Consider the following 19,083-nt stretch of genomic DNA (forward strand, 5'->3'; position numbering starts at 1 on the left):
GGTCAGCGGCCGGCGGGCGTCACCGGGACCCGGTCCCGCAACTCGCGGATCTCCGCCCTGAGCGCGGTCAGCTCCGCGAGCACCGCCTCGTTCGTCTCCCTGACCGTCAGGGCCTCCTGGGCCGCGGCCTCGGCCGACTGCTCGGCGTGCTCGTCCTCCATGGCCCTGACCACGACGGCGATGAAGAGGTTCAGCACCACGAAGGTGCACACCAGCATGAAGGCCACGAAGAAGATCCAGGCTGCCGGGTGCTCGTCCATGACCTCCCGGGTGATGTCCGACCATCCGTCCCCGGTCATCATCTGGAACAGGGTGAACAGCGAGGTCGGCAGGTCCCCGAAGTAGTCCGGCGCGGTGTCGTGATAGAGCTTGGCGCCCATCACCGCCGCCACGTAGAGCACCAGGCCGAGCAACAGCACGATCGACGTCATCCCGGGCACCGCGTTGAGCAGCGCCGTCACCACCCTGCGCAGACTCGGCACGACCGAGATCAGGCGCAGCGCCCGCAGGATGCGCAACGCCCGCAGCACCGAGAGGCCACTGGCGACGGGCAACAGGGAGATCGTCACGATCGAGGTGTCGAACAGGTTCCACGGGTCGGCGAAGAACCGGCCCCGGTAGACGTAGACCTTGGCAAGCAACTCGGCGACGAAGACGTAGAGCGCGGCGTGGTCGATGACGGTCAGGGCCGTGCCGTACCGCTCGACCGCCACCTCGGAGGTCTCCAGTCCCAGGGTCGCGGCGTTGACCAGGATGATCGCGATGACGGCCTGCTGGAAGCGCGGAGCCTCCAGGACGGCGCGGGCACGCTCGCGCAGCGGCACGAATGACTCCCCGTGGGTCGTTGGCCGGGTGAACTGAGGGAAGATCATATCGCTCGGGGATCATCCGCCCCGCCCGGAAGTCGGCCTCCTCAGGCCAGGGACCGGCCCGCCCCGCCGCAGGGGGGTCGTTCGCCCGCTCCCGCATCCGGGACGCGCGCCGAGGCCGGGGCGGCGCGGGCCGCCCCGAGCACGGTCGCCGCGGGCGCGGCGGCGACGGTCACGCGTGCCGTCTTCGGCGATCGGGTTCCACCGAACCTGCCCACACCGCTTTTCCTGAAATTTGGTGATAAATCCGACAGCGTGGACTCGGCGCGCACGGAGGTCGGCGGACCGAGAGGACGGCGGATGGAACGGAACGCGGGAACGCGTGGTCAGAGGCAGGTCAGGTCGGGGTTGGGCACCGGCCCGCAGGGGCCCTTGTTGCCGCCGCCGTCGACGACCTGACCCGCGGGAGCCCAGATGAGGTAGCCGCCGTTGAACCTGCCGACGTTGCCGGACAGGTTGATCCGGGACTCGGGGACGGTGCGGACGTGGACGCCACCCGCGACCGGGTTGCCGTCACGATCCTTGACCCCGCTGGGCCGCAGGCCGTTGCCGGTGAACACGTTGCCGGAGATCCACTCCGAGTTCGCGCGCCTGATGCCGTTGTCGACGAGGACGCCCGCGGTGCGGTTGGAGGTGAACCGGTTGCCCTTGATGGTGAAACCGGTGACGTCATCGGCCTCGAAGCCGATGTCGTTGTTCCTGATGTCGTTGTCCTGGATCGTGTTGGTGACGTTCGGCGACTGCGGCATGGCCGTGTAGAAGGCGCTTTCCGCGTTCTTCAGGACGTTGCCGGTGAACACGTTCTCGCGGGACATGTCGTAGAGGAGCACGGTGAAGTCGTCGAAGACGTTGTTCTCGTAGCGCCCCCTGCTGGACTGCTCAAGCCGAAGGGAGCCGGAGGTCAGTTTGCTCGCGCGCACGGTGCCCGTCGACTGGCGCAGATACAGCTGGTCGCGCGCCTCGCAGCCGTCGAGCGTCACCCAGGAGTCCTGGGCCCTGATCCCGTTGACCGTGCAGCCGCCGGAACCCTGACCGAGGACGGCGGAGGCGTTGGTCAGCTTCGTCTGCGCCCCGAGCCGGACTCCCGAGACCGTCAGCGGGATCGGCGAGATCAGCTGGGAACCGGCGGCGATGAGTGACTGGGAGCCGGTGAGCGTGCCGTTGACCAGCGTCGTGCCCCTGCGGTCGGGGATCTGGACGGCGGGCGCCCCGCTGACGGTGTGGCCCGCGAGGTCGACGGTGACGTTGTCCGCGCCGATGGTCAGCCCGGTGCCCTGGCACACCAGGTCGGCGGTCAGGACGAGGTTCGCCGTCACCACGTCACCGCACTGCGCGGCCGCGGCCGTGGCGGGGGCGGGAGCGGGAGCGGGGGCTGGGACGGGCAGGGCCACTCCGGGTCCGGCCGTGGCCAGGACGGCGGACAGGGCCCCGACGAGTACGGCGGCCGTGCGAACCGCCCCCGGTAATCGTGCCGGGCCGTAATCGCTCTTCCTCTCGGGCATTTCCCCTCCATGGTCACGGTGAATGATTTCCCCGGCGCCGGGATAAGGGGGCCGACGCCGGGTTCCACGGACCAAGGGTGCACGAGGATCAGGGAGCGGAAAAGGCGGGAAAACGGCCGCCACCTGTTCCGGAAATGCCTCCGGAAGGCTACGTGACAGAAAAGGAGATACGGTTTTCCGGTTGTTCTTCTTTTTTCGGCCGGGCCTTTTCGTGTTTCCCCGCCGGTGCTCGGCCTAGCGCGGCGGGCCGTACGGCTCGATGCGGGGGTCGGAGTGGGGGCCCGTGCCTCCGAAGGCGACCGGGGAGATCCGGTCGGCGGCGGCCTCGGTCACGCGCAGGCCGTACAGGCCCCTGCGGGGATCGATGAGCACCAGGTCGTAGCCCAGGTCGACCTCCTCGTCCCTGAGGCCGAGGCGGTGCGTGGCCTGTTCGAGCGTGGCCTGCGGCGGCAGCAGTACGGTGATGAGGACCATGACCGTGCCGCCGCTACGCCGCACGCCGGTCTCTGCGCCGCAGTGCGGCGAGAACCCCCGCGACGTCCAGCAGGCCGTAGCCGTAGTCGTAGTCGTAGCCGACACCGCCCCGGTCGTCCGCGGTGCGGTGCAGCAGGGTGCGCAGCTGCGAGGGGGACAGCGCGGCGGCGGGCCAGCGGGTGCGGATGGCCGCGACCAGTCCGGCGGCGACGGGGCAGGCCGCGGAGGTGCCCGAGTCGGGCGAGCCCTCGCCGAAGGCCCCGGAGCCGGAGAAGTGGGTGTAGGAGCAGATGTCGGGCTTGCGCTGGGCGAGACGGCCGGGCCCCTGGGAGGAGTAGCCGACCCGCTCGCCCTCGGTGTCCGCACCGGCGACGGACAGCACGCTCGGGTGCGAGTTGGCGCCGCCGATCGGGCGGTCGGGGTAGGCGCACCGGCGGTCCCTGCAGTCGCGCCCGCAGTTGCCCGCGGCGAACAGCACGTCGGCGCCCGCCTGCTCAAGGCTGGAGACGATCAGGTTGAACGGGTGGGCCGCGTTGTCGGAGTAGTTGCCGGGGTGGCCGACGGGGAAGTCCCACTCGGGGGAGAAGGAGCCCCAGCTGTTGCTGACGACCAGCGACCGGGTCGCGGCGGGCAGGGAGTCGAGCACGGTGCGCAGGTGGGCGAAGGCGGCGACGGCGTCGGAGAGCAGGCCGTCGATCTCCGAGCCGCCGGGACGCCGGGAGAGCAGCACGGGAATGTCGATCAACGACGCCTTCGAGGCGCTGATCAGCGCGTCGAAGGCGCACATCGTGCCGTGGTCGACCTCGAACCGGCCCGCGGTCCCGGAGACGCCGGAGGGGTTCCAGCTGTGGGCGGAGTCGATGATCGGGGCGTGCCCGATGCGCTGGGCGACGTGTGCGGCGTTGATGCCGGTGTCCACGATGGCCAGGGGGACGCCGGAGCCGTCCAGCCCCTCCGACCTGAGCTCGGCGACGCGCAGCAGCCGCTCCACGTCGTGCCAGTCGCCGACGGGGGCGTCGCCGCCGCAGACGATGCTCGACCCGATCACCGGGTCGGCGTGCACCCCGATGACGTCGGAGCGGGTGTTGGGCAGCAGCGTGACCCTGGTGGAGAGCTCGTCGTCGGAGATCTCGCCGCGGACCAGGACCGAGGCGTGCTCGGCGGCGAAGGAGAAGGTCAGTGCCTGGTTCAGGGACAGCGGGTCGCCCCCGGCCGCCGGTACCGGGCGGGGCACCGCGACCGGGACGAAGGAGTGGTCGAGGACGACCCCGGGCAGGCCGTCGGACACGTCGGCCGTGGTCGTGGCGACACCCGGGTCGGCCACGGCCGCGACGATGTCGGGGGTTGGGCGGAGCTGGATCAGGACTCGCATGGCGCACCACCGGATTCGAGGGGATCGAACTCTCCCCACGTTCCTGCATTTCCGGCGGCCCCGTCCAGCCGTGAAAAATGCCTCTGACCAGGCCTTATGTCACCAATCCCAGCAAAACGCCAGGGTTGATTTCCTTCTCCGGAAGGTCGCCGATCACTGTCCCGGCGGACATGATCGCGGCACCGGGGACCGCTCCGGCCTGCCACCGGACCCCTGGGCGGGCGCAGAACCGGGGCCCGCCCGCCCAGGACGAGTGGGTCAGAAGCCGCAGATCTCGCTCAGCGACTTGGCGGTGGCGCCGTTCTGGGTGGGCGTCTCGCGCGGTGTCTGCGGCGCCGTCCGGTGCGGAGTGGGCCGCGTGGTCGAGGGGGTCGCCGTGGGCGTGCCGTCGCCGCCCGTGGGGGAGGCCGTTGCCCCGCTCACGCCCGGCGAGGCCGTCACCCCGGCGGCCTGGGCCCGGCGGGCGGGCCGCTCGGACTGGCGCAGCGCCCTGACGGTCGCGGCACGGATCTTCCGCCAGTCGGGGGAGCCGGAGTAGAACTCCGGCGGCACGAACTGCAGGCTGGTGATCCTGGCGTTCTTGACCTTGAGGGCCAGCTCGGTCAGCGGGTCGAGCAGCTCACGGGGGATGTCGGTCTTGGCCATCTTCTTGGCGACGTTCGCGATCTTGACGAAGTTGGTGAGCACGACCGAGGGGGTCGCCTGCTGGGCGAAGGCGCCGATGACGCAGCGCTGGCGGCTCATCCGGGAGAAGTCGTCGCTGCCGACACGGGAGCGGCCGTACCAGAGGGCCTCCTCACCCGACAGCGTCCGGTAGCCGGCCCTGATCGTGCCGGCGGTGCCGTAGAGGCCGCCCCACGGGACGTCCCTGTCCACCCGGATCTTCAGGCCGCCGATGGCGTCGACCAGGTGGGCGAAGCCGAACATGTTGATCAGCGCGTAGTAGTCGATCCTCAGGTTGAGGGTGTAGCCGATCGCCTCCATGAGAGCCCTGGGCCCGCGCTGACCGTCCTTGCCCTGGACGACCTCGGGGTGCTCCTCGCCGTACTGCCACACCTCGTTGAGCAGGCCGCCGTTGGGCAGTTCGCGCATGAAGCCGTTGGGGAACTGCCTGCCGAGCGTGCCGTCCGGCGGGAAGCGGACGTGCTGCAGGTTGCGGGGCAGGCTGAACATGACCGTGTTGCCGGTCGAGACCTGCACGCTGGCCACGGTCATGCTGTCGGTCCTGATGCCGTCCCTGTTGCCCGCGCCGTCGCCGCCGACGAGCAGGAAGTTCACCCGGTCGCGTCCGTTCCACGGATCCTCGTGCTTGACGGGGACCACGGCCGGGTTGTCGGTCGAGCTCTGGAAGATGGCGTTGGCCGTGTTCTTGGCGGTCAGCACGGTGTTCGCCACCAGGGCGAACGGCGACATCACCCCGACGCACAGCAGGCCGATCGCGACGCCGGAGACGATCTGTCCCCTGCCGCTGAGCCTTCTCGGACGCAGGGAGATGTAGGAGGAGAGCACGATCAGGAACCAGGCGAGGGCTCCGGCGCCGGCCAGGGCCACCGCGCTCGTCAGCGTGCTGTCCCTGGTCAGGAAGCCCACGTTGCCGGGAAGGACGACGAACGCGACGACCGCCGCGGCGACCAGGAGCGCGGCGAAGACGCCCAGCAGCGCGTAGCCGGTACGGCGGTGTCCCGCGCGCAGGTGGGCCGCGCCGGGCAGGACCACCGAGAGCCCGGTCCAGCCGACGAGCGAGGCGGTCGTCAGCGGCTTGGCGAACCTGGGCCGTTTCCCTGCCGGTCGCGCCACGGGAGGCGGGCCCTGTGCGAGGTCTCCCGGGCCCTGTGGGATCCGGGCGTCCTCTCCCGGGGGCCGGGCGGTCTCCCCGGCCCCCTCGCCGGCCCCGGCGGAGGGAGGACCGGGGGCGCCGAGAACACCGGGGGCGTCGGGGGTTCCCGGAGCGCCGGGAACGTCGGCGGCGGGGGCGCCGGGGGTGACCCCCGGGTCCTGCTCAGGGGCGTGCCGTTTCCCGTCATCGCCGGAAGAGTCCCCCGGGCCCTGCCCATGGCGCATGATCACACCGCTTCCTACTGCGTCCTACCCCGGTCCACCTGGCAAAACAGCCGAGGTCCCCCGATTACATGGAATTGGCAGGATTCTAGCCCCATACATGGACATGGCAGACAGACAACCAAACTTCGGTTAATGAGTATTTAAGCTATGACGTCGAGGAGGAGGAGGCCAGCCAGGTGTTGCACTGGAAGGTCTTGTTCTTCTCGTAGCCCTGGCGGAACCAGCGGTTGTTGTTCGCCGGGGTCCCGTGGTCACGGGGGTAACCGGGCCAGTCCCCGACCCGCGAGTAGAAGTAGTAGAGCGTGTTGCGCCTGGCCGGGGTGACCGGGTAGGTGCTCGCGACCGAACGCATGAACATCCCGCCGAAGCAGGTGGCCTGGAGCTCGAACCTGCGGCTCAGCGCGAGCCTGCCGCTCCTGCTCGACGAGCGTTGCGTCTTCTGCCACCAGCTGTCGGACAGGCCGGTCAGCTGCTGCACGTGGTGGCCGTACTCATGGGCCATCATGCTGATGATCGCGCCGTGCCAGCCGACGATCTGGCCGTATCCGAGGCTGTTGCCCGATCCCTTGGCCATGGCGCCGGTCGAGGCGTAGATGGTGTGGTTGCGCGGGCAGTAGTACGGCACGATGCTGCCGATCTGGGGGAAGTCCCCGCACGCCCCGCGTCCCCGGCCCGAGACGATGGCGTAGCCAGGCGGGCTCCAGTCGATGCCCTGCTCGCCGAGGATCCGCGACCACCCCTTGTCCAGGCACTTGGAGGTCTTCAGGATCAGCCCCTTGAGCTGGCTGTGGCTGTAGATGCTCGGCGAGCCCGCGGAACAGCTCACCGTGGGCAGGCCACCGGTCCGGTAGAGGGTGTTGCCCTCCAGGGTGGTGTTGCGGACGACCTCCTTCGAGGGGCTGGGCACGTCCGTCGGCTTCGTCTCCTGCGGCGTCTCCGTCGGTGTGGGTGTGGGCGTGTCCTCGGTGGCCGGCCGCGAGGTCTCCAGGGGGGAGGGCGTGTAGGTGGGCACGGCGAAGTGCGGGGCCGAGTCCCGGTAACGGTTCTTGATGATCGACCCGGCGACCACGAGCCCGATGAAGAGCAGCGCGATCACACCGAAGACGCTCACCACGATCACTCCGGCGCCTCCCGAGCGCCGCTGCGGCGGCTGCCACGGAGCGGGCGGGACGGGAGGCGGTGGCGGGATCGGCGCGCCGTACGGCGGCTGCCCCTGGGGCGCCCCGGGGTAGGGCGGCTGCCCCTGGGGCCCGGGCCGGGGGTAGCCCTGCGCGGGCGGCGGCGGGTACCCCTGGCCCGCGGGCGGGTAGCCCTGCGGTCCCGGGTTCTGAGGCGGATAACCCTGCGGCGGGGCGGGTGGCGGGGCGGGCGGGTGAGCGTATCCCTGGTTGGGGCCGGGTCTTGGGCCCGCCTGACCGGGCGGCGGATAGCCGTAACCCGGAGGGAAACCCTGCCCGGGAGGAGGCTGCGGCGCGGACGGGTACGGCTGTCCGGGCACCCCCTGCGGCGGCGGACCGGGAGGCGGCCCCTGTGGTGGTCCCTGAGGCGGCGCGGCGGGCCAGGCGGGAGGCGGCGGTGCGGGACGGGGGTGCCCCTGGGGGCCCTGGGGCCCATGGGGCCCTTGAGGCCACGGTGGTTGTGGAGGGTTGTGCCCGTTGCCTGTCACGCTGTCTCCCCGTTAACCCGAGTGTCCGGCCGTCCACGAATGACCGGACTTTTATCGAATTTGGGGCGTAAGCATACTGATTTATCATCCGTCACGGATGTCGCTATATACGGTTACATTCTGAAATCGTCAAAGGTGATCTCTGCAATGTCCGGGACCGACCCCGGGCCCGTGTCCTAGCGTCGAAGCCATGAATCTGCAGCAGCTCCGCTACGTGGTCGCGACGGCGGAGCACCGCACCATGACAGATGCGGCCAGGTCGCTGTACATCGCGCAGCCCGCGCTTTCCCGCGCGATCAGAGACCTTGAGCGAGAGTTGGGAATGACGTTGTTCGCCCGTTCCGGGCGCGGCGTGGTCGTCACGGCGCAGGGGCGCCGGGTGGTCAAGCTGGCCCGGGAGGCGCTCGACGCAGTCAGGGAGATCGAGGCACTGTCCGCCCACGGCCACCAGGCCGACGCGGAACTGCGCATCGCCTCGACCCCCAGCCTCGAACCGGGGCTGGCCGGGAGACTCCTTCCCGCCTACGCCGCCGAGCATCCAGGGGTGCGCGTGCACATCGTCCGTTGCGACGGCCGGGACGGCGTGGTCAACGCCATCAGGGACCAGCGGGCCGATCTCGGCCTGACGGACCTGCCCGTCCCGGCCGACCTGGTCAGCCATCCGCTGGAACGCCAGGAGATCGTGCTGATCTCCCCATCCGGCCTGGACCTGCCCGACCCGGTCCCGATGAACAGGCTCAACGGCATGCGGCTGGTCATGCCCGTCCCCGGCAGTGCCCGGCGCAGGGAGTTCGACGCCCTGTTCACCAAGTACGGCATCGCTCCCGTGCCCGCCGTACAGCTCGACGAGCGCGGCAACTGGCTCAACACGGTCCGCTCGGGAGCGGCCTCCCTGCTGTGGTACCGGGGCATGGCCGAACAGGCGGCCAGGGCCGGGCTGGTGGTCCGCTCCCTCGACCCCTCGGTCCGCAGGGTGATCGCCCTCGTCCACGCGCGGCGGCGGCTGCCCTCCGTCGCCCAGGACTTCGTCACGGTGGCCGAGGGTGGGTCGGCCGCCTGACCTCCAGGTGAGGCACGGTTTCCCCAACCCCCGGAGGCGGCGCAGGTGGGAGCGCCCGCCTCTCCGGTACCGGCCCGATAGGCTCGGTATCGATGACTATCTTGCGCCTGCGAGGCCGTGAGTTCCGGCCCGGCGAATTCGCGATCATGGCGGTGGTCAACCGCACCCCCGACTCCTTCTACGACAGGGGCAGGACCTACGGCTTCGAGGCCGCGCTCAAGGCCGTCGACGGGGCCGTCGAGGGCGGCGCGGACATCGTGGACATCGGCGGTGTCAAGGCGGGACCGGGCGACGAGGTGGACCCCGCGGAGGAGATCCGCCGGGTGGCCGGCCTGGTCGCGGCGGTCAGGGACCGTCACCCCGATCTGGTCGTCAGCGTCGACACCTGGCGCGCCGAGGTCGGCGAGGTCGTCGCCGAGGCCGGCGCCGACCTGCTCAACGACACCTGGGGCGGAGTCGATCCCGGCCTGGCCGACGTCGCGGCCAGACACGGCATCGGGCTGGTGTGCGCGCACGCGGGAGGCGTGACCCCGCGCACCCGCCCGCACCGCATCGCCTACGACGACGTGGTCGCCGACGTCGTCGAGCACACCGTCGGCCTCGCCGAGCGGGCGGCCGCCGCCGGGGTCGCCAGAGAGTCGATCCTCATCGACCCGGCGCACGACTTCGGCAAGAACACCCGGCACTCCCTGGAGATCAGCCGTCGCCTCGGCGAGATGGTCGGCACCGGCTGGCCGGTGCTCGTCGCGGTCTCCAACAAGGACTTCGTCGGCGAGACCCTCGGCGGGCTGCCTGTCAACGAGCGGCACGCCGGGACCATCGCCACCCTCGCGGTCTCCGCCTGGCAGGGCGCCCGGGTCTTCCGGGTCCACGACGCCGCCTCCGCCCGTGACGCCCTCGCCGTCGTCTCCGGACTGCGCGGATCAGGTCTCTGAGAGGACCGGAATGGGATCGGGCCACCCGTGGGGGGAACGGGTGGCCCGATCGCGAGGCGGGGGCGCACCTCGCCTTTCGATGGGTCCTGTCCGCGGGCGGTCCCGCGACGGCGGCGGACGGTCCGTCCCGCAGGCCTGGGAACACATGCCTGGCTCGTGCTGACGGTCTCGCCCGCCGGGGGTGCCCCGGCGCCCCGGAAGAGGCACAAGTGAGCGTCCCCATCGTGAACCCGCGACGGGTTTACCGCAATATCCTGACCGGGGTAAATCGATTTGTTATCTGGTCCGTCGCATACCGTCCGCCGGAGGGGACCGAAGGTCACGGCCCTCGCTCACGACGGAGGCGGGTCACCCGGCAGGCCGAGGGCGTGGTGCACCACGTCGTGCATGTAGGCGCGGAAACGGCGCAGGATCTCCGGGTCGCCGGGGTTCCAGTGGTTGCCTTCCTCGTCGAGCACCCCGGCACGGGAGAAGACGTGCGCCGACCACGTCACCGTCCAGACCGTGAACATCACATCCGCCGAACCCGGAGCCAGGGACCGCAGGGTCTCGCTGATGCGCCGGACCATCGGCTGGACGTACTGCCGCTCCGGCTCGGTGACGTCGCTGGCGTCGGACAGCCAGCGGTGCATCCACAGCGCGCCGAGGTCCGGGTTCTCGACGCAGAAGTCGATGTAGCTGTCGAGAAGGCGGTGCACGGCCCTCGCGGGCTCCCGTAAGGGGTCTCCCGGAGGCGCGGCGGAGATCTCGGCGATTGCCCTCTCTGTCTGGTCGAGGTCGGCCAGGTGGGCGCGTTCCAGGACCGCGAGGTACAGCTCCCGCTTGCCGCCGAAGTGCTCGTTGAGCGTGGCGACGTCGACCCCGGCGGCCTCGGTGATCTGGCTGGTCGAGGTTCCGTCGTAGCCAAGGGCGGCGAAGAGCCGCGTCGCGACCCGCAGGATCAGCTCCCGCTCGCCGCCGTCAGCGGAAGTCATGAAAGTGACGCTAGGTCTCCGGGCCCTTCCCGGCCAAGCACATGATGGACAAGCGTCGGTCAAGATAGCGGAAGTCGTACAACTGCCCGTAAACCAGGCGAGGCATCCTCCAGGTGCACCGCGCCGCCGTGGGCGTTGACCGTCTCCCTGACGATCGCCAGGCCGAGCCCGGAACCGCCCTCGTCACGGCTGCGCGCGCTGTCCAGCCGGGTGAAACGGTCGAAGACCCGTTCCCTGTCCGGTTCGGGGACGCCGGGGCCGTCGTCGGTGACGGTCAGCACCGCGTCCGCGCCCTCGACGCGCAACTCGACCACCACCGGGGCCGAGGTGTACCGCAGCGCGTTGTCCACGAGGTTGACCAGCACGCGCCCCAGGTCGAGAGCGTCGCCCGTCACCACGGCCGCCCTCGTGGGGAAGTCGCCCGCCGGGGCGGGCAGCCGTACGGTGACGGCCTCGCCGTAGCGCTCGACGGTCTGCTGGATGAGCTGCTCCAGTTCGACGGGCTCCCTGCGGGCGGGGCCGCCCCGCTCGTCGAGCCTGGCCAGGGCGAGCAGGTCCTCGGCCAGCCTGGACAGGCGCATGGTGTCCTCAAGCACGCCCTCGGCCGTCTCCCGCCAGTCCTGCCCCTCGGGATGGCCGAGCGCGACCTCAAGCTGGAGACGGATGCTGGCCAGCGGGCTGCGCAGCTCGTGCGCCGCGTCGGAGACCAGGGACCGCTGCCGCGCGTCGGCCTGTTCGAGCCTGGTCAGCATGTCGTTGAGGGTGGTGGCGAGGCTGTGCACCTCGTCCCTGGCCTCGGGCACCGGCAGCCGCCTGGAACGCGCGGTGTCGGTGATCTCGTCCGCGCCCCTGCGCAGCGCGGCGATGGGACGCAGCGTCCTGCCGATGATCACCCAGCTGGCGCCGGCGAGCAGCACGAGCAGCAGCGGCGTGCCGACGACCAGCACGTGACCGGCCGTACTGAGGCTGGTCTCCACCTCACGGAACGAGCGCGCCGAGATCACACTCTGCCCCCGGTCCGCGCTGAGCACCCGTACCCGAAGCAGATGCGGGATGCCGTACGGCTCGCCGTTGACGAACCGCGCCCTTCCCTTGGTGATCGCGGCGGCCCGCTCGGACGCGCTCAGCAGCGGCACCAGCCGGTCGGTGCCGGTGGTCGCGTGGGTGATCCGCCCCCGGCCGTCGATCACCTGCAGCAGCGTGCCGTCCGAGGTGGTCAGCTCGTCCGGCAGCCGCCCGGCGTCGGCCAGCGAGACCGTGTCTCGCGCCCGCTGGTAGATCGCGTCGTCGATGGTGGTGATCAGCGCCTGGCCCAGCACGCCGACCATCACGTACGCCGAGACGACCAGCGCGAGCGCGAGCACGGCGGAGGCGACCGCGGTCAGCCGGAAACGCAGGCTCTTGCGCCGCCACCAACCGGCCGTACGGCGCCCGCCCCGCGTGCGCGGGTCAGCCGCCATCGCCCGCGAGCCGGTACCCGGCCCCCCTGACGGTCTGCAGCGCGTTCCTGGAGAACGGCGCGTCGACCTTGCGGCGCAGGTAGCCCACGTAGACCTCGACCACGTTGGGGTCGGTGTCGAAGGTGTCCCACACGTGTTCCAGGATCTCGGACTTGGAGACCACCTCGTCGTGGTGGCGCATGAGGTACTCCAGGAGGGCGAACTCCCTGGGCGTCAGCTCGATCGGCTGCTGCCCCCTGGAAACACGGCGCCGCGCGGGGTCCAGGGTCAGGTCACCGGCCCGCAGCACGGCGGGGCGCCGGTTCGCGCCCCGGCGCAGCAGAGCCCTGAGCCTGGCGACCAGCACGACGTAGGAGAACGGCTTGGTCAGGTAGTCGTCGGCGCCCAGATCGAGGCCGTCGGCCATGTCGTACTCGCCGTCCTTCGCCGACAGCATCAGGATCGGCACCCAGTTCTCCTCGGCCCGCAACTGCTTGCAGACGTTGTAGCCGGAGATCCTCGGCAGCATGATGTCCAGCACGACCACGTCGTAGTCGCCGACCCTGGCCAGGTGCAGTCCCTCCTCGCCGTCATGCGCGAGGTCGACCGCGAACCCCTCGGCCTGCAGCCCGCGCTGGAGCGCCGCGGCCATCCGCCGCTCGTCCTCAACGACGAGAACCCGCATCCCCCACCACCTCCGCCTTCGCCCCCATCTTCGGCCAGCGGCACTGAGAGACCGCTGAGAACCTGTGAGACCTCTCAGTCTGTCTCAGCTCCGGCACAGGAACGGTCACGCAAGCTGCCTTCAGAAACGATCGACGCACTACCGTAAAGGAGTGACATGTCTGAACGAACAAGGCGAAGCCGCGTGACGAGATGGGGTGTGCCGGTCGCTGCGATCGCGGTGGTAGCCGCGGCCATCGGAGCGGGCCCGGTCATCGCAGCCGTCCAGGGGGAGCCCACACTCCCCGCGCGTACGGCGCAGCAGCTGCTCGCCGACGCCGCCACGGCCTCCCGGTCCGGCATGAAGCCCATGTCGGGCACCGTCATTCAGACAGCCTCCCTGGGACTTCCCGGCCTGCCGGAGATCTCGGGCATGGGCGGCTCCTCACCCGCCGCCCTGCTGGCGGGCTCACACGAGCTCAAGGTCTGGTACGGCGGCGCGGACCGGCTCAGGCTGGCTCTTCCGGGCAAGATGAGCGAGACCGACCTGATCGTCAACGGCGACCAGGTCTGGCTGTGGCGCAGCGAGGACAACGAGGCCACCCGGATCAACGGGGTGGACCCCGAGGCGCAGGACAAGCACGCCACCGCGCTTCCCTCCGCGACCACTCCGCAGCAGGCCGCGCAGCAGGTGCTGAGCAGGGCGGCCACGGACACCGTGGTGAGCGTGAGCAACACCGAGCGGGTCGCCGACCGCCCCGCCTACCAGCTCGTCCTGGCTCCCAAGGACGGCGCGTCCCTGGTCAAGGAGGTCAAGCTGGCGCTCGACGGGGAGACCTTCGTCCCCCTGCGGGTGCAGGTCTACGCCAAGAGCGCCGCCGAGCCGGCCTTCGAGGTCGGTTTCACCTCGGTCACGTTCACCCCGCCCGCCGCGGAGAACTTCACCTTCACCCCGCCCGCGGGGGCGAAGGTGACCGAGCGGGCCGCCGACGAGTTCAGCGAGCAGGACCGGGCCAGGCAGGAACGGGAACGGGCGCTGAAGGGCAGGGCCAAGGTCGTCGGGCAGGGCTGGACCTCGGTCGCGGTGCTTCCCTTCTCCGTCAAGGACCTCGGCGCGAACCGGTCCCAGGACGCGGACGGCCCGGCGGGGAACGCGAACGCCCTCGCGGACGCCCTGCTGAGGTCGGCCAAGCAGGTCAGCGGGCCGTGGGGCAGCGGCAGGGTCATCCAGAGCAAGCTGCTCTCGGCGCTGCTGACCGACGACGGCCGCCTGCTGGTCGGCGCGGTCACCCCGGAGAGGCTGCAGGAAGCGGCGGCGAGCTGACGAACGGGACGCCGGGAGGGTCATGACTCCCGGCGGCCGGCCCCGGGGGACGCGCCCACGTCTCCCGGGGCCGGGACCGGGACTCCGGCGGGGCGGAGCGGGGCCGTACCCGCCCTCCGGCCCGCCGGGCCACGCCCCAGGAACGACGCCGCGAGCGGAGGGCCGTCGCGCTCGAAGGCGGAGACGACACAGGCGACGATGGGAGAGCCATGCTGACCGTCCAGGAGGACAGATCCTCCTCCGCTTCCTCCGCCGTGCCTCCCGAGGCCCGCACGGAGGACTACTCGATCGTCACCCGCGGACTGACCAAACGCTTCAGGGGCGGCCAGGTGGCCGTCGACCACCTGGACCTTGCCGTGCCGAAGGGAAGCGTCTTCGGGTTCCTCGGCCCCAACGGCTCGGGAAAGACCACGACGATCCGTATGCTCCTCGGCCTGGTCGCCCCCTCGGAGGGCGGCTGGGAACTGCTCGGCACCGCCATGCCGGACGGCCTGCGGACGGCGCTGCCGAGGGTGGGCGCGCTGGTGGAGGGGCCGTCCTTCTATCCCTACCTGTCCGGTGAGGCCAATCTGCGCCGCTACGACGCGGCCGACCTCACGGTCGATCCCCGTACCGCCTCGGCCAGGATCGGTGAGGCCCTCGAAAGGGTCGGGCTCACGGCCGCCGCCCGCAAGCGTTACCGCGCCTACTCCCTCGGCATGCGTCAGCGCCTGGCGATCGCCGCCGCGTTGCTGCGGCCCAGGGAACTGCTGATCCTCGACGAGCCGACCAACGGCCTCGACCCGCAGGGCACCAGGGAGGTGCGCGGCCTGGTCAAGGAGATCGCGGCGGAGGGCACGACCGTGTTCGTCTCCTCCCACCTGCTGGCCGAGATCGAGCAGATGTGTTCCCACGTGGCCGTGATGCGGGCCGGACGGCTGGCCGCCCAGGGTCCTCTGGCCACCCTCAGAGCCGCGGAGGCGGTCAGGATCAGCGTCGAGACACCGGACGTCGCGGCCGCGGCGGCCGTGCTGGCGGATCTGGGCCTGGCGGGAGTACGGCTCGGCGAGGACCGTGAGGACGAGGTGAGCGCGGAACTGGGCGAGAAGGCCGCCGAGCGGATCTGCGCCGAACTGGTCACCGCCGGTGTCGCGGTGCGCGGCCTGGCCGTACGCCGCCCAAGTCTTGAGGACGTGTTCGTCGGCCTGACCGGAGAGGGTTTCGATGTCGCCGGCTGAGAAGGGTTCCCCGAACCAGACAATGACCGCCCCCCAGAACACCCGAGAGAAGGACACCCCGCCCTCCGAAACCGACGCCTTAGAAGGCCCCACCCCCGGCCTGACCCGCACCAAGGAAGACAGCGCGGAGGACTCCGGCTTGGGCGCGTCGGCGCTTGGACTGAGGAGTGAGGGAGCGCAGCGGACGAACGACGAGGGAAAGCGCCGACCCGAAAGCGCCCAAGCCCGCGACGCCGAAGGCGTCGCAAAGAGGCGCGGTCTCATGCGCTTCCTCTTCTCCGAGGTCGGGCTGACCTTCCGCAGGCCGAGGAACCTCGCCATGCTGGGGGTGCTCGTCCTGGTGCCGGTGCTGCTCGGCGTCGCGCTCAGGGCGTTCGGCGGACCCGAGCCCGGTGACGGCGCTCCCGGCGTCTTCACCCAGATCACCGGCAACGGGCTGTTCCTCACCTTCGCCGCGCTCTCCCTGCTGGTGCAGTTGCTGCTGCCGGTCTCGGTCGCGGTGGTCGCCGGGGACTCGATCGCGGGGGAGGCGGGCATCGGCACGCTGCGCTACCTGCTGGCGGTTCCGGTGGGCCGCACCAGGCTGCTGGTGGTCAAGTACGCCAACGCGGTGATCTTCTGCCTGGCGGCCGTGGCGGCGGTCGCGTCGTCGGCGCTGCTCACCGGGCTGCTGTTGTTCCCGGCGGGGCCGATCACCCTGCTGTCCGGCGGGACGATCCCCATGGCCGAAGGGCTGCTGAGGATCGGGCTCGTCGTGCTGTACGTCGCGGCGGGAATGGCGGCGCTGGCGGCGATCTCGCTGGCGTTCTCGACGCTGACGGAGATCGCCATCGGCGCCATCGCCGCGACCGTGGTGCTGGTCATCGTCGCCCAGGTGCTCGGGGTCATCCCGCAGTTGTCCGGGCTGCGGCCGTACCTGCTGTCGAGCTGGTGGAGCGGTTTCGACGGGGTGTTGCGAGACCCGGTCGCCACCGGGGAGATGGGACAGGGGCTGCTGGTGTTCGGCGCCTACATCGTGATCTTCGGTTCGATCGCGTGGGCCAGGTTCAGCGGCAAGGACATCAGCGGCTGACCCGGTCTGGGGAGACGGAGGCGGGGGCCCGCGGAATCGATCCGCGGGCCCCCGCCGTCTGTTCTCGTCTCCGCCGAGGCCTCTCCGCGGAAGCCTCTCCACGAGCCTCCCGCCGGAGCGCCTCACCGGCGGGTCAGGAGGCGCGTCCTCCACGGCGCAGGCCGAGCACGCCGACCACGACGCCCACGACTCCGGCCAGCAGGCCGACCCCGCCCAGCAGCCGTGCGGTGCCGTCCGAGGAGGACGCCTGCGCGGCGGGCTTGGCGGCCTCGGACTCGTGGGCGGCCACGGTGGCCGTGGCGGACGGGCTGGCCGCTCCGGCGCCGTGCTCGTCACCCCCGGTCGAGGGGGTGAGCCTCAGGGTCGGGACCGGGCGGTCGGCCTCGGAGCCGTCGGCCTTGGGCGGGTCGGCCCACTTGACGACCTCACCACCGGTGTAGGTCTGGGTGGTGGGGAAGGTGAGCTGGTCGGTGTCCTTGGGGAGCATCCCCATGGAGACCTCGAACTCCTGGAACTGGCTGGGGCCGATCTTCCCGCCCGACCAGGTGACCTTCGTGACGGCCTCGGTGATCTCGCCGTACTCGGTCGTCACCGGCTTGGGAAGCTTGCCGGTTACCACCTTGACGTCCCAGCCGGGTACCGGCTTGACCGAGACGAACGGCAGCGGGTGGTCGGTGGGGAACTCCACCTCGACCTTCTCGGTCGAGGCGTTGTCACGCTCGTTCGGCACCCGGAAGGCGACCTTGGTGAACCCGCCCTGTTCCGCGGTTCCCGGGTTGATGCTCACGTGCGCGAGGGCGGGCAGCGCCAGGCCGATGGTGAGCGCGACGGCGCCGGCGGTCACGGCGGCGGCACGGCGGCACACTGAGGAAAGGGACATGCTTGGAGACTCCACTTCGATACTTCGTGTTCTGTTCCGGCGGTGACAGGTGACACAGGTGTCAGGTGATCTCAGACGGCGGGAAGTGGAGGACCGCGTCTGCTGACGGTATGGCGGAGCAGCCGCCTGGCGGGGACGGGGGCGACGGTGGCGGGCACCGTGCGCGCAGGAGCGGGGATCGAGGGCAGCGGGAGCAGGCGCAGAGCCGCGCCGAGCCGCCGTCCGGCGGCGCGCAGCAGCGCCCACAGGGCGGCCTCGCCGCGTGACAGCCACCAGCCGGTGATCAGCGTCGCGGTGAGGTGCGCGATGATCATGCCGAGGCCCTCGCCCAGCCTGCCGCCGTGGCCGTGTACGGCCAGCGAGATCCCCGAGGGGTCGTCGAAGGCGAACAGTTCGTGTAGGAACAGTTGCATGCCGGACAGGGTCACGCCGATCGTCGTCGCCGACCGTTCACGACCGGCCAGCGCCGCCGCCAACGCCATGACCGTGGCGCCACCGGCCGCGACCGCCCACGACTCGGGCCCCGAGCCGCCCGCGGCCAGGTGGCCGAGCACGGCGAGCGTCACGCAGACGGCCGAGAAGGCGGCCGTGCGCATGAGGCGTAACGGGAGGCGGGCATGCATGACGCCCATATGCTCTCACGCTCCGGCCTCCCCCGCCGTTCCGGGCTCACGGCCGGGCACGGACGCGAAAGCCGGGGCGCGGACGGCCCGGAGAAGATCTTTCCGGACTCTGCCCGGAATGTGGCGCCGTGGGCGTCGGATGCGCCGGAACTCCTCTTTACACACCCGTTGCGTAACTGTACGTTGTTTACCGATCACTCTACGTACTCGCGAGACAGAGGTGAGGCATGCCCGACAACGGCACCGAGCGTCGCCCCGACCCCCGGGTGGCGTTCGCCGGAGAGACGGGATCGCGCGTCGGTGAGACCGACGCGCGCCCGGGCGCCGCCGAGGGCGTCACCGCCACGACGGGCGCCGGTGGCCACCTGCCCCCGCTGGCCGAGGAGCGGCCGGACGGCAGGCCGCTGACCCAGCGCTTCGCGGAGCCGGAGGGATAGGTCATGGAGCTGCACTTCCGCAACCGCTACACCGCCAGGGCATGGATCGCGATCATGTTCTACAGCCCGGACGACTGCCGCGACCAGGGGCAGTGGGGCACCCGGGGCTGGTGGGCCGTCGACCCGGGTGGTGAGGCCTACGTCCTCAACACGGGCAACCGCTATGCCGCCTTCTACGCCGAGGCCGCCGACGGCGCGGTGTGGACCGGCTCCCACGGCCCGTTCTACGTCTACCGGGACGCCTTCGACTCCTGCCTGAACGTCGGCAGCACCGCCGCGCGGCGGGTCGGCGCCCGCCTGGTCGATCTGAACGGTTACTCCAGCTACTACGTCAATCTCACGGCCTGACCCCGGACCCACCCCTCCAGCCCGGCGTGCGCTCCCATCCCCCTGACCGCTGGGGCGCGCGCGTCGGGCGTCGCCCGCGGTGACGGACGTCCCCGGCTCCGCGCCGGTGCCTGCGCCCCGGCGTCCCGCTCCCCGGCGGCGTCCAGCCGCGAGCCGGTGACCGGCCC

At 71.1% G+C, this 19,083-nt stretch carries 19 protein-coding genes; 7 read left to right on the top strand and 12 right to left on the bottom strand.

Going from position 1 to position 19,083, the window contains the following annotated elements; genetic code table 11:
- Positions 1 to 2: 2 nt before the first annotated feature.
- The 7 genes from ABZ463_RS01290 to ABZ463_RS01320 form a co-directional block, all read right to left on the bottom strand.
- Positions 3 to 824: an ion transporter gene (locus ABZ463_RS01290; RefSeq protein ID WP_352009365.1), complete on the bottom strand. Its 822-nt coding sequence runs from the start codon at positions 822 to 824 to the stop codon at positions 3 to 5.
- Between the two features lie 89 nt (positions 825 to 913).
- Positions 914 to 1,087: a hypothetical protein gene (locus ABZ463_RS01295; protein WP_362771839.1), complete on the bottom strand. Its 174-nt coding sequence runs from the start codon at positions 1,085 to 1,087 to the stop codon at positions 914 to 916.
- Positions 1,088 to 1,195: 108 nt separating this feature from the next.
- Entirely contained in the window at positions 1,196 to 2,371 is a 1,176-nt protein-coding gene (locus tag ABZ463_RS01300) for a right-handed parallel beta-helix repeat-containing protein (RefSeq protein WP_362771841.1), read from the bottom strand.
- A 234-nt stretch (positions 2,372 to 2,605) separates the two neighbouring features.
- Positions 2,606 to 2,869 carry a hypothetical protein gene (locus ABZ463_RS01305; RefSeq protein ID WP_362771843.1) on the bottom strand — a complete coding sequence of 88 codons (264 nt, stop codon included), beginning with the start codon at positions 2,867 to 2,869 and terminating at the stop codon, positions 2,606 to 2,608.
- Positions 2,859 to 4,217 (bottom strand): S8 family serine peptidase, encoded by a 1,359-nt coding sequence (locus ABZ463_RS01310; RefSeq protein WP_352009369.1) that lies wholly within the window; start codon positions 4,215 to 4,217, stop codon positions 2,859 to 2,861. The genes ABZ463_RS01305 and ABZ463_RS01310 overlap by 11 nt, the downstream gene beginning before the upstream one ends.
- A 258-nt stretch (positions 4,218 to 4,475) precedes the next feature.
- Entirely contained in the window at positions 4,476 to 6,278 is a 1,803-nt protein-coding gene (locus ABZ463_RS01315) for an LCP family protein (RefSeq protein WP_362772211.1), read from the bottom strand.
- Positions 6,279 to 6,423: 145 nt separating this feature from the next.
- Positions 6,424 to 7,776 carry a neutral zinc metallopeptidase gene (locus ABZ463_RS01320; RefSeq protein ID WP_362771845.1) on the bottom strand — a complete coding sequence of 451 codons (1,353 nt, stop codon included), beginning with the start codon at positions 7,774 to 7,776 and terminating at the stop codon, positions 6,424 to 6,426.
- Positions 7,777 to 8,134: 358 nt separating this feature from the next.
- Here ABZ463_RS01320 and ABZ463_RS01325 point away from each other — a divergent pair, with 358 nt between their 5' ends.
- Together ABZ463_RS01325 and folP are read left to right on the top strand one after the other, a co-directional pair.
- Positions 8,135 to 9,004, top strand: coding sequence for a LysR family transcriptional regulator (locus ABZ463_RS01325; RefSeq protein WP_352009372.1), 870 nt, complete (start codon positions 8,135 to 8,137; stop codon positions 9,002 to 9,004).
- Between the two features lie 92 nt (positions 9,005 to 9,096).
- Positions 9,097 to 9,939, top strand: coding sequence for a dihydropteroate synthase (folP, locus tag ABZ463_RS01330; RefSeq protein ID WP_362771848.1), 843 nt, complete (start codon positions 9,097 to 9,099; stop codon positions 9,937 to 9,939).
- Between the two features lie 332 nt (positions 9,940 to 10,271).
- On the opposite strand, the gene ABZ463_RS01335 is transcribed toward folP, so the two are convergent.
- From ABZ463_RS01335 to ABZ463_RS01345, 3 genes are read right to left on the bottom strand one after another with little or no spacing between them, the layout of a single operon-like run.
- Positions 10,272 to 10,913, bottom strand: a complete 642-nt coding sequence (locus tag ABZ463_RS01335; protein WP_362771850.1) for a TetR/AcrR family transcriptional regulator — start codon at positions 10,911 to 10,913, stop codon at positions 10,272 to 10,274.
- Between the two features lie 59 nt (positions 10,914 to 10,972).
- The gene (locus tag ABZ463_RS01340; protein WP_362771852.1) at positions 10,973 to 12,373 is read right to left on the bottom strand and encodes an ATP-binding protein; all 1,401 of its coding nucleotides are present in this window, start codon (positions 12,371 to 12,373) and stop codon (positions 10,973 to 10,975) included.
- Entirely contained in the window at positions 12,363 to 13,037 is a 675-nt protein-coding gene (locus ABZ463_RS01345) for a response regulator transcription factor (protein WP_352009376.1), read from the bottom strand. Before ABZ463_RS01345 ends, ABZ463_RS01340 begins: the two co-directional genes overlap by 11 nt.
- A gap of 183 nt (positions 13,038 to 13,220) precedes the next feature.
- Between ABZ463_RS01345 and ABZ463_RS01350 the strand changes: the two genes are divergently transcribed.
- From ABZ463_RS01350 to ABZ463_RS01360, 3 genes are all read left to right on the top strand, one after another.
- Positions 13,221 to 14,339, top strand: a complete 1,119-nt coding sequence (locus tag ABZ463_RS01350) for a DUF2092 domain-containing protein (RefSeq protein WP_352009377.1) — start codon at positions 13,221 to 13,223, stop codon at positions 14,337 to 14,339.
- Positions 14,340 to 14,548: 209 nt separating this feature from the next.
- On the top strand, positions 14,549 to 15,556 hold the full coding sequence (locus ABZ463_RS01355; protein WP_362771854.1) for an ABC transporter ATP-binding protein: 1,008 nt from the start codon (positions 14,549 to 14,551) through the stop codon (positions 15,554 to 15,556).
- A 262-nt stretch (positions 15,557 to 15,818) separates the two neighbouring features.
- Entirely contained in the window at positions 15,819 to 16,628 is an 810-nt protein-coding gene (locus tag ABZ463_RS01360) for an ABC transporter permease (RefSeq protein WP_352009379.1), read from the top strand.
- A gap of 133 nt (positions 16,629 to 16,761) precedes the next feature.
- Here ABZ463_RS01360 and ABZ463_RS01365 read toward each other — a convergent pair whose 3' ends face one another.
- Together ABZ463_RS01365 and ABZ463_RS01370 are read right to left on the bottom strand one after the other, a co-directional pair.
- Positions 16,762 to 17,508, bottom strand: a complete 747-nt coding sequence (locus tag ABZ463_RS01365) for a YcnI family protein (protein ID WP_362771856.1) — start codon at positions 17,506 to 17,508, stop codon at positions 16,762 to 16,764.
- A 71-nt stretch (positions 17,509 to 17,579) separates the two neighbouring features.
- Positions 17,580 to 18,140, bottom strand: coding sequence for an MFS transporter (locus ABZ463_RS01370; protein WP_362771858.1), 561 nt, complete (start codon positions 18,138 to 18,140; stop codon positions 17,580 to 17,582).
- Between the two features lie 218 nt (positions 18,141 to 18,358).
- Here ABZ463_RS01370 and ABZ463_RS01375 point away from each other — a divergent pair, with 218 nt between their 5' ends.
- Both ABZ463_RS01375 and ABZ463_RS01380 read left to right on the top strand, forming a co-directional pair.
- Complete coding sequence (locus tag ABZ463_RS01375) at positions 18,359 to 18,568, top strand: hypothetical protein (RefSeq protein WP_352009382.1); 210 nt, start codon at positions 18,359 to 18,361, stop codon at positions 18,566 to 18,568.
- A 3-nt stretch (positions 18,569 to 18,571) separates the two neighbouring features.
- Positions 18,572 to 18,916, top strand: a complete 345-nt coding sequence (locus ABZ463_RS01380) for a DUF1036 domain-containing protein (protein ID WP_352009383.1) — start codon at positions 18,572 to 18,574, stop codon at positions 18,914 to 18,916.
- The last annotated feature ends 167 nt before the right edge of the window (positions 18,917 to 19,083 follow it).

Origin of the sequence: Streptosporangium sp. NPDC020145, assembly GCF_040631275.1 — a bacterium.
Taxonomy (GTDB): Bacteria; Actinomycetota; Actinomycetes; order Streptosporangiales; family Streptosporangiaceae; genus Streptosporangium.

What these genes read in the sequence shown, in the direction of transcription:
- ABZ463_RS01315 (WP_362772211.1), bottom strand. Translation starts at nt 6,278, where the DNA reads ATGCGCCATGGGCAGGGCCCGGGGGACTCTTCCGGCGATGACGGGAAA.
- ABZ463_RS01345 (WP_352009376.1), bottom strand. Translation starts at nt 13,037, where the DNA reads ATGCGGGTTCTCGTCGTTGAGGACGAGCGGCGGATGGCCGCGGCGCTC.
- ABZ463_RS01300 (WP_362771841.1), bottom strand. Translation starts at nt 2,371, where the DNA reads ATGCCCGAGAGGAAGAGCGATTACGGCCCGGCACGATTACCGGGGGCG.
- ABZ463_RS01375 (WP_352009382.1), top strand. Translation starts at nt 18,359, where the DNA reads ATGCCCGACAACGGCACCGAGCGTCGCCCCGACCCCCGGGTGGCGTTC.
- ABZ463_RS01310 (WP_352009369.1), bottom strand. Translation starts at nt 4,217, where the DNA reads ATGCGAGTCCTGATCCAGCTCCGCCCAACCCCCGACATCGTCGCGGCC.
- ABZ463_RS01325 (WP_352009372.1), top strand. Translation starts at nt 8,135, where the DNA reads ATGAATCTGCAGCAGCTCCGCTACGTGGTCGCGACGGCGGAGCACCGC.
- ABZ463_RS01365 (WP_362771856.1), bottom strand. Translation starts at nt 17,508, where the DNA reads ATGTCCCTTTCCTCAGTGTGCCGCCGTGCCGCCGCCGTGACCGCCGGC.
- ABZ463_RS01335 (WP_362771850.1), bottom strand. Translation starts at nt 10,913, where the DNA reads ATGACTTCCGCTGACGGCGGCGAGCGGGAGCTGATCCTGCGGGTCGCG.
- folP (WP_362771848.1), top strand. Translation starts at nt 9,097, where the DNA reads ATGACTATCTTGCGCCTGCGAGGCCGTGAGTTCCGGCCCGGCGAATTC.
- ABZ463_RS01340 (WP_362771852.1), bottom strand. Translation starts at nt 12,373, where the DNA reads ATGGCGGCTGACCCGCGCACGCGGGGCGGGCGCCGTACGGCCGGTTGG.
- ABZ463_RS01360 (WP_352009379.1), top strand. Translation starts at nt 15,819, where the DNA reads ATGCGCTTCCTCTTCTCCGAGGTCGGGCTGACCTTCCGCAGGCCGAGG.
- ABZ463_RS01355 (WP_362771854.1), top strand. Translation starts at nt 14,549, where the DNA reads ATGCTGACCGTCCAGGAGGACAGATCCTCCTCCGCTTCCTCCGCCGTG.
- ABZ463_RS01380 (WP_352009383.1), top strand. Translation starts at nt 18,572, where the DNA reads ATGGAGCTGCACTTCCGCAACCGCTACACCGCCAGGGCATGGATCGCG.
- ABZ463_RS01370 (WP_362771858.1), bottom strand. Translation starts at nt 18,140, where the DNA reads ATGGGCGTCATGCATGCCCGCCTCCCGTTACGCCTCATGCGCACGGCC.